The organism is Myxococcus sp. CA039A (genome assembly GCF_013336645.1).
GTDB lineage: Bacteria > Myxococcota > Myxococcia > Myxococcales > Myxococcaceae > Myxococcus > Myxococcus llanfairpwllgwyngyllgogerychwyrndrobwllllantysiliogogogochensis.
Genome location: NZ_JABUMQ010000400.1, coordinates 1 through 8,976, shown reverse-complemented (window position 1 = coordinate 8,976; position 8,976 = coordinate 1). Strand labels below are relative to the sequence as shown.

The window sequence follows — 8,976 nt, the reverse complement described above, 5'->3', positions numbered from 1 at the left end:
CTGCTGGCCCCCCTCCAGGACCCCCTCTCCGAGGCCACCGAGGCCCTCTGTGGGGGAGGCGACGGCCCGCCCTTCACCCTGTCCAGCTTCGTGCGGGGCATCGTCACGGGGCTTGCACACACCCTGGCGCGGCTGTTCTTCCTGCTCGCCGGGCTGACGCTCCTCTTGCCGCTCCACCTCTTGCCCGGGGTGGGCAGCCTCTTGTGGACGGTGCTCGGTGCCCTGTGGACCATGACCTGGATGGCGGGCGAGTTCCTGGCGGCCCCCATGACGCGTCACCTCTACCCTTTCGCCGAGGTGAGGCGCATGCTCCGCCAGCGCCGGGCCCTCACCCTGGGCCTGGGAGCGGGCGTCTACCTGCTCCTCTGGGTTCCCATCCTGAATACCTTCTTCCTGCCCGTGGCCATCGTCGCCGGGACGCTCATGTACCGAGGGCTGCGCGAAGCGAACCTTCTGCCGCCTCCGCCCACGAGCAGCCAGGGGGCGCTGCCCTGAAATAAACGCCTCCACCGACTGTCGGTCCCTCCAAGGCGGGAACGCAGTGCCCGCCAGGGACGTTCTGCCTCTTCAGCGGAGAGTCGATGCCTTGAAGCACCAGAAAGCCGTGATTAGGCTTGCCCGGCCGCTTCAATGCCCAGCTACCGTTTCAAACGTTCGGATTTTCTAGGCATTTCACGCCACACCCCGGGGCGCCCACAAGCGCTCCAGCTTGGATGAATCACATGCCGCGTTTTCTCCGCCGCATCGCCGCTGTTGCCGTGCTCCTCGGCGCCTGGGCCCTCGTGGGCAGTCACCGGGCGCCGATTCCGCTGATGATGGGAGCGGCCGAGGCCGGGCAGGGACAAGGCACCTGGGATGGCAGCCTGCCATCCGCCAAGGGCGAGAAGGCTCCCCACGACCTCAACAGCCTTCGCGTGCTGACCAAGGTCATCCTCTACGTGAAGGAAAACTACGTCGACCCCAAGCGCATCAAGCCGAAGGAGATGATGATCTCCTCGCTCGAGTACGTGGAGAAGAGCGTTCCGGACGTGCTGGTGGACGGCAACCCGGAGACGGGCAAGCTGGCCGTCAACGTCAACGGCAAGACGCGTGAGTTCGACATCGGGCATGTCGACTCGCTGTGGAAGATGTCCTTCGCCCTCAAGGACGTGTTCGACTTCCTGTCGAAGAACATGCGTCCCATCGAGGACACGCGCGACATCGAGTACGCGGCCGTCAACGGCATGCTGTCCACGTTGGACCCGCACTCGGTGCTGCTGCGCCCGGAGCTGTACCGGGAGATGAAGCTGTCCACCAAGGGTGAGTTCGGCGGCCTGGGCTTCGTCATCCAGATGCGCGAGGGCAACCTCACCGTCGTCAAGGTGCTGCCCAAGACGCCCGCGCACCGCGCCGGCATCCAGAAGGACGACCGCATCAAGAAGATTGGCGAGGAGTCCACCGTCAACATGGACCTCAACGAGGCCGTGTCCAAGCTGCGCGGCCCGGTGGACAGCCGCATCATCATCACCGTGGAGCGCGACGGCTGGGACAAGCCCCGCGTGATGACGCTGGCCCGCGCGATGATTTCCATCGAGAGCGTCCAGCACAAGATGCTCTCCGGCAACGTGGGCTACATCCGCCTGAAGAACTTCCAGGGCAACACCACGCGGGATTTGGAGTCTGCGCTGGGTGACCTGCGCAAGCAGGCGGACGCCAAGGGCGGCTTCAAGGGCCTGGTGCTGGACATGCGTGGCAACCCGGGCGGCCTTCTGGAGCAGGCCATCCAGGTGTCCGACACGTTCCTGTCCAACGGCACCATCGTCGCGACGGTGGGCCTGTCGGACAAGCTGCGCGAGGAGAAGCGCGCGCGTCCCACCGAGGGCGAGGACACCTATCCCATCGCGGTGCTCGTCAACGCGGGCAGCGCCTCCGCGTCGGAAATCGTGGCGGGCGCGCTGAAGAACCTCAACCGCGCGGTCATCATCGGCCGGCAGACGTTCGGCAAGGGCAGCGTGCAGGTGCTGTACGACTTCCCGGATGACAGCGCGCTGAAGCTGACCATCGCCAAGTACCTGACGCCCGGCGACGTCTCCATCCAGGAAGTGGGCATCGTCCCGGACATCCAGTTGGTGCCCACCCGCGTCACCGACGAGCGCGTGGACGTGTTCGCGTCGCGCCGCTCCATGGGTGAGGCGGACCTGGATCAGCACTTCGGCAACCCGGACTCGGCCACCGTCGCCAAGAAGCGCGAGGACGTGTTGGACCGCGAGAAGCCGCGCGAGAGCCTCAAGTACCTGAAGGTGGACCCCAAGCAGCAGGAGAAGCTGGCGGTCGCCGCGAAGGAGGAGCCCAAGAACCCCAAGGCCGTCGCCGCGAGCAAGGACGGGGACAAGAAGCCGCATGGGGAGAACGACCCGCTGCTCGACGTGGCGGGCCAGGGCGAGGACCTGGACGACCAGCTGGACGCGGAGTCGCAGGAGGAGATCAAGGAGGACTTCGAGGTGCAGTTCGCGCGGGACTACGTGCTGAAGGCCCCGGCGGCCACCCGTCAGCAGCAGCTGCAGCAGGGCAAGGCCTTCATCGAGCAGAAGCGCCGTGAAGAGGAGACCCGCATCAACGCCGCCATCGCCGCGCTGGGTGTGGACTGGAGCGCGGGTCCCACGCCGAAGAACGTGCAGCTGACGGGCACGCTGACGCCGACGCCGGACACCAAGATTCACGCGGGCGAGCTCTTGGAGATGGTGGTGACGGCGGAGAACAAGGGCGCCGAGCCGCTCAAGCGCGTGCGCGCCTGGACGGAGAGCGACAACGCCTTCCTGGACCGCCGCGAGTTCCTCTTCGGCGCGCTCAACCCGGGCGAGAAGAAGTCCTGGAAGGTGAAGGTCCGGCTGCCCAAGGACCTGACCAGCCGCCGCGACGACGTGACGGTGCGCTTCTTCGACGACCAGGGCGCGCTGCCGGAGACGCGCGTGTCGGAGCTGAACTTCGCGGAGCTGCCGCGGCCGTCCTTCGCCTTCAACTGGCAGGTCGTCGATGACTGCGCCAGTTGCAACGGCGACGGCACGGTGCAGCGGGGCGAGTCGGTGGCGGTGCTGCTGGACGTGACGAACGTCGGCCCCGGCGTCGCGATGGATTCCTTCACGCAAATCAAGAATGGCGGGGACGCGAACATCTTCATCGAGAAGGGCCGCTTCAAGCTGGGCGAGCTGAAGGCCGGCGAGACGAAGACGGCGCGGTTCCAGGTGGAGGTGAAGAAGGGCTACAAGGGCGACACCTTCCCGCTGAAGCTGGCCATCATCGACGAGCCGCTGGAGGAGTTCGTCATGGAGAAGATGGAGCTGCCCGTGAAGGACGCTCCGGTGGCGACGCTCGAGGCGAAGAAGGGCTCGGTGCGCGTGGCGGAGAAGACGGAGTTCCTCGGCTCGCCCGTGGAAGGGGGCCGCACGGTGGCGAAGCTGAACGCGGCCGCGGTGCTGCCCGTGGAGGCCGCGAACAAGGGCTTCTTCCGCGTGGAGCTGGAGAAGAACCGCTTCGCCTTCGTGCGCGCCCAGGATGCCCGCGAGGTGAAGACGGGCAAGCCCGTGCAGCCGAAGCTGGCGTGGACGACGACGCGGCGCCCGCCGGACATCAAGCTGGACGCGGACCCGTCCGCGGGCGGCCTGGTCGCCAACGGGGAGAAGTTCACCCTGTCCGGCGTGGTGACGGACCCCAACGGCCTGTTGGACGTCTACGTGCTGGTCAACGACCAGAAGGTCTACTTCAAGGGCGTGGACCCGAAGGGTGGCGAGCCGAACACCCTGAAGTTCTCCACCGAGTTCACCCTGAAGGAAGGCAACAACAATGTGCTGGTGGTGGCGCGGGAGAGCACCGACTTCGCCAGCCGCCGCACCCTGGTCATCCGCCGCCGTCCGGCGGAAGTCGCCCAGAAAGTCACGGGCCAGAGCCCCGGCGGGGTGAAGCCGCAGCCTCAGTAGGCGTCTGACGACACGCGGCGCCGCCTTCCGGGCGGCCCTTCCGGTGGGTTCTCCTCACGAGACTCGTCGGAAGGGCCGCCCGTTTTGTTGACGCTCCTCGCGGGCTGGCGTTAGCGTCCGCCGCTGTGGGGCGCCCCCGGCCGGCGGGTTCCCGGGAGGCGGTGACTCGAATGCGGACGTTCAGTCGGTGGCTCGCCCTGGCGGCGTGTGTCTCGGGAGCGACCGCATACGCGGACGACAACGATTTGCGCATCGCCGACTTCGGAGATCCGAAGGCGATGCAGGGCGGAGCGCTCACCAACGCCGCCGCGAACGCGAACTTCCGCGCCTTCGCCCGCGTCATGGGCGCCGCCATCACCTCGGCGAACCTGATGCCGCCGGAGACGACGGGGCACTCGGCCTGGGCCGTCAACGCGGAGCTGTCCGTGGTGTCGCTGCCGGACAGCGTGCGCATCCCCACGGAGAACCCGGAGCAGCCCTCCACGGTGCTCATCCCCTCCTTCCACGTGCGCAAGGGCCTGCCCTTCTCGCTGGAGCTGGGCGGGCGCGTGGGCTGGGTGGAGAAGAGCAGTCAGGTGGTGGCCACCGGCGAGGTGAAGTGGGCCGTCAACGAGGGCTTCACGTGGCTGCCGGACGTGGGCCTGCGCGGACATGTGACGAAGCTGTTCGGCGCCCGGGACTTGAGCCTGACGGTGATGGGCCTGGACATCGGCGTGGGCAAGCAGTTCCCCCTGGGCGGCATGGTGACGCTGACGCCCTACGGAGGCCTGGACCTGGGCTTCGTCGGGGCCACCACGAGCCGCCTCGACTTCGACCCCTCGCGCAGCTACGAGGACTCCACCGTGGGCGACTCGCGCGGTGCGCTGACGGGCACGGACAACTACGCCAAGGTTTCCTTCGGCGACAACGTGAACCAGCGCATCTACGGCGGCGTGCGCTTCATCGGCGGCGTGCTGCAGCTGGGCGCGGAGCTGTCGCTCACGCGCACGGGCAGCGTCGAGACGCCTCGCGCGGACAATCCGAACGCGCTGGAGGACCGGGGTCTCCCGGCGGTGTTCGCCTTCAGCACCACGCTCGGCCTGGACTTCTAGGCACGGCGGTCAGGCCGCGGCGCGCAGGGCCTCTCGCAGCGCGCCGGGCCGGTTGGTGATGAGGTAGCTGACCCCCATCTGCTCCAGCGCGCGGGCCCTCGCGGCGTCGTCCACCGTCCAGGTGGCCACCCGCAGCCCCGCGGCGCGCCAGGTGGCGACCCGCTCCGGAGTGCAGTCCTCGTAGTAGGGGTGCACCGAGTGGGACGAGACGAGCGGGCTCACCGCGTACGCGTGCACGCCCCAGCGCCGGTCCGGGTCGATGAGGTAGCCCCGCCGCAGCTCGGGCGCGACGGCGAGGAGTCGAAAGAGGCACAGCGGGTTGAAGCTGGAGACGACCACGCGCTCGGCCAGTCCCCGGCGGCGCACCAGGTCCGCCACCTTCTGGGAGAGCCCGTCGTCGTCGAACCGGTCGCACTTCAGCTCGATGTTGACGATGAGCTGTGGCGGCAGCGCGTCCAGCACATCCTCCAACAGGGGGATGCGCGCCGGAGCGAAGCCCAGTGACGTCCCCACGTCGGCGCGTTGCAGCTTCCACCAGGGTGTGTGGCGCACCTCCCAGGGAAGCCGCGCCAGTCGCTCCAGCCGCTCATCGTGGCAGACCACCACCTCGCCCGTGCCGCACACCATGGCGTCCAGCTCCACGCCGTCGGCACCCTGCCGGGCGGCCTCGGCGAAGGCTTCCAGGGTGTTCTCGGGGGCGTCAGCCGAGGCGCCTCGGTGGGCAAGCAGGAGCATGGGCCGCAGTGTGCGATGGAAGCCGGTCCGTGCGCAGCAGAAGAGCGGACGGGCGTCCACGGGTGGACGCGCGGCTTGCCTCCCCTGCTCCTTTGCTGCACTGTGCCCTCATCATGTTGGGCCTCGGCCTCGGAGAAATCATCGTCCTCGGCTTCATCCTGCTGGTGGTCTTCTCGGCCGCCCGGATGGGTCAGCTTGGCAACGCGGTGGGCAAGTTCGTCTACTCGTTCCGCAAGGCGTCCAAGGGCGAGGACCTGGTCGACGCGAAGTCGCTGCCGTCCTCGCGCCGGGGCTCCACCGACGCCGAGTACAGCGAGCACGACTCACCGCGCCGCCGCTAGTCCGCTCGTCCCCTCTTCCACTCCCGTTCAGTCGTGGGTGTGACGGGCTCCGCGTGGGGGCTCGGGCGATTCCTCGCTCGTGAGTCGCTGCGCCGCGGGCCCTTCCGTCAGCAGTCGCGCGGCCTGCTCCCTCAGGGACAGGTGCAGCGCGGTGCTCGACGTGAGCTCGCGCAAGTCACTGGTGTTGAGCAGGGGGACGATTTTCGCGCCGATTTCAGGGGGCAGGTACGGGTTGAAGACGAGCGCGCGGCGCACCGCATGGCGCACGGACCAGCGGGCGGACCTCCAGATTTCCAGCAAGGGCTCGGGGCGGGCCGGACGGCGGGCGGCGATGCGCACCACCAGGTCCTCGGTGAGTCGCGGATTGATGAGGACGTTGCGCAGCACGGACGGGTTGCTGACGGTGGCCAGGCGCGACAGCGTGTCCGGGTCCCTGGTGAGCCGGGCCTGCTGCTTGAGGTGACCCAGCGACTGGGAGAAGGCGTTGGCGTCCGCCCGCGCGGCGGCATCCGGGTTCATCTCGCGCTTCGCCGGGCCCTGGGCGAACAGGTCCGCCACCGAGTCGAGCGCCTGCACGTGGGCGAGCCTGCGCAGCTCGGTGACGTGGGGAATGTGTTCCGCCTCCTGCTCCAGCGCGGCCAGGAAGTCGGACAGCACGCAGGTGGCGGGCTCCCAGCCGTGACGCGAGAGGGAGATGAGGTGACCCACCAGCTCATTCGCGTCGAACGGGTCACCGCGCGACAGCTCCCTCGCGGCGGCCTTGCGGCGCACTTCGGCCCCGCCACCCAGCGCGTGGAGGAACCTGGCGACGTTGCGTGCGTCGTCCACTGAGGGCATGGCGCTTACTCCGTGGGCGCGGCCTGGGCGGGTGCCTGAGGCGGCGCGGCCTCCGTCGGTGCGGGAGCGGCCTCGGCGGGTGGCGGGACGGCCTCCACGGTGACTTCGAGCCGGAAGCTCCCGAGGGCCGCCGGATACTCGTGGAACACGAGGAGGAAGGGCACGCGGGCCCCAGGCGCCACGGACACGGCGCCCGCGTCCAGGCGCTTGCGCAGCGCTTGAGCCGCCTCCGCGTTGCCCACGGCGTGGAGTTCCTCGGGAGTCGCCACCAGCCCCGCGAGCCCCTCGACGGAGCGCACGCGCTGGTCGCCATCGAAGAGGGCGCCTCGCACGCGGACGTGGGTCGCCGACGCGGTCCGGTTCTCCGCGTCACCCCGGATGAAGAAGAGCGGGCGCCCCGCCTGCGTCTCGAACAGGCCGTTGGAGACGTCGAGCGCCACCAGCGGCTTGGGGGCGGGGACGACGAGGGCGCGCAGGTTCTCGGGCGACAGCACCGACAGGTCCAGTCGACCTTCGCTCAGATAGACGCTGCCCACCGCGCCCAGTCCCACCACGAGCGCCGCGGCCACCATGAGGTTGACGAGCAGCGCCGTCACCTTGCGCGCGCGACTCGGCGGCCGGGCCTGGGGAATGCCGACGTCTTCCGGCCGGGCCGTGGGCTTGGCCACGGAGACCACGGGCGCGGCGGACATCTGCGGGTCCAGTTCGAGCACCTCGCGCTGCCCCACCCCCGCCCCGCCAATGCGGCCGAGGGTGACTCCTCCGAAGTCCAGGCCCTCTTCCGGGGGAGGAACATCGTCAAGGAGTGAACCCGTCGAGTGCGCCTGGGAGTCATCGAGCCCGAGCGCGCCCTGGGACGAGGTGCCGAACAGCGCGGCGCGCCCGGTGTCGGAGGGCTGCAGGCCCGCGTGCTCACCGAAGTCGCCGTCCGAGGAGAGGTCGAACAGGTCCTGGGCACCCGCGGGCGGCGCCGAGGGTGACTCGAAGCCCGCCCCGGCGGCCGGGTGCGGAGGACGGCCGGGCATCGTCGCGTCGCCCAGGTCGAGCGCACCAAACGGGTCCGCGGCCCCTGAAGCCGACTGAAGCGGAGGACGGCCGGGCATCGTCGCGTCGCCGAGGTCGAGCGCACCAAACGGGTCCGGGCCTCCGGGCGCAGACTGGAGCGGAGGACGGCCGGGCACCGTCGCGTCTTCAGGCCCGGAGAACAGCGCCGCACGGGCCGACGGAGCAGCGCCCTGATGCGGAGGCCGTCCCGCCTGCGTCGCGTCGTCGGGCCCGGTGAAGGAGGCTCCCGGCTGGGCAGCGCGCGCTGGAGGCGCGGTGAGGGGAGCTCCCGCCGAGACCGCACGCGGCGCGGACGCGCCAACAGATGCTCCCGTCGGGGCGGCAGGTGGTGCGGACGCGGCAACAGGTGCTCCCGCCGGTGCCGAGCGTGGCGCCGCGACAGGTGCTCCCACCGAGGCCGCACGTGGCGCCGCGACAGCAGCTCCCGCCGGAGCAGCATGTGGCGCGGAGCCACCCGCCGAGGGCGCACGTGCTCCCGACGGAGCCCCCGCGCCACCGCGCGCGGCCGGGGCACTCGGCGGCGCCCCGCGTGAAGCAGGTGCCACCGGCGAGAACGACGGCTGTCCCGCCATCGTCGAGTCGTCGATGTCGATGGACGCGAACGGGTCGTCCTCCACGCTGGGAGGAGCGGACGCGACGGGCGCGGCCTGGGCGGGCGGACTGCCCACCATCGTCGAGTCGTCGATGTCGATGGACGCGAACGGGTCGTCCTCCACGGCGGGCGGCGCGGGAGGAACCGCTCGCGCGCCGGGAGCCGACGGGCGTCGGTCGGCGATGCTGGGCCCCGTCACGGGCGCGGGCAGCGCGTCGAATGGATCCTGTGCGCCCCCAGGCATCGGGGCGGAGAGGAAGTCAGCGAACGGGTCGTCCGCGTCGGGCGCCGGGGGCGAAGCGCTGCCCGCGAGAGTCCCCGAACCGGGCGGCGGCGGGGGAACGGCGCCCCCACCCTGGCGC

General features: G+C 70.1%; 7 protein-coding genes. 4 read left to right on the top strand and 3 right to left on the bottom strand.

What is annotated here, in order from left to right; genetic code table 11:
* From HR086_RS41315 to HR086_RS41305, 3 genes are all read left to right on the top strand, one after another.
* Window positions 1-495 (top strand): EI24 domain-containing protein (locus HR086_RS41315; protein WP_174468367.1); only part of this gene is annotated, 495 nt, incomplete at its 5' end.
* 218 nt (window positions 496-713) lie between these two features.
* Complete coding sequence (locus HR086_RS41310) at window positions 714-3,953, top strand: MXAN_5808 family serine peptidase (RefSeq protein WP_174468366.1); 3,240 nt, start codon at window positions 714-716, stop codon at window positions 3,951-3,953.
* Between the two features lie 170 nt (window positions 3,954-4,123).
* The gene (locus tag HR086_RS41305) at window positions 4,124-5,044 is read left to right on the top strand and encodes a hypothetical protein (protein WP_141644916.1); all 921 of its coding nucleotides are present in this window, start codon (window positions 4,124-4,126) and stop codon (window positions 5,042-5,044) included.
* A 9-nt stretch (window positions 5,045-5,053) separates the two neighbouring features.
* On the opposite strand, the gene HR086_RS41300 is transcribed toward HR086_RS41305, so the two are convergent.
* Complete coding sequence (locus HR086_RS41300) at window positions 5,054-5,779, bottom strand: glycerophosphodiester phosphodiesterase family protein (RefSeq protein ID WP_174468365.1); 726 nt, start codon at window positions 5,777-5,779, stop codon at window positions 5,054-5,056.
* Window positions 5,780-5,808: 29 nt separating this feature from the next.
* Between HR086_RS41300 and HR086_RS41295 the strand changes: the two genes are divergently transcribed.
* Window positions 5,809-6,120 carry a twin-arginine translocase TatA/TatE family subunit gene (locus HR086_RS41295; RefSeq protein WP_246137380.1) on the top strand — a complete coding sequence of 104 codons (312 nt, stop codon included), beginning with the start codon at window positions 5,809-5,811 and terminating at the stop codon, window positions 6,118-6,120.
* Window positions 6,121-6,147: 27 nt separating this feature from the next.
* Here HR086_RS41295 and HR086_RS41290 read toward each other — a convergent pair whose 3' ends face one another.
* Both HR086_RS41290 and HR086_RS41285 read right to left on the bottom strand, forming a co-directional pair.
* Window positions 6,148-6,957 carry a hypothetical protein gene (locus HR086_RS41290; RefSeq protein ID WP_174468364.1) on the bottom strand — a complete coding sequence of 270 codons (810 nt, stop codon included), beginning with the start codon at window positions 6,955-6,957 and terminating at the stop codon, window positions 6,148-6,150.
* A 5-nt stretch (window positions 6,958-6,962) separates the two neighbouring features.
* Window positions 6,963-8,976 (bottom strand): hypothetical protein (locus HR086_RS41285; RefSeq protein WP_174468363.1); only part of this gene is annotated, 2,014 nt, incomplete at its 5' end.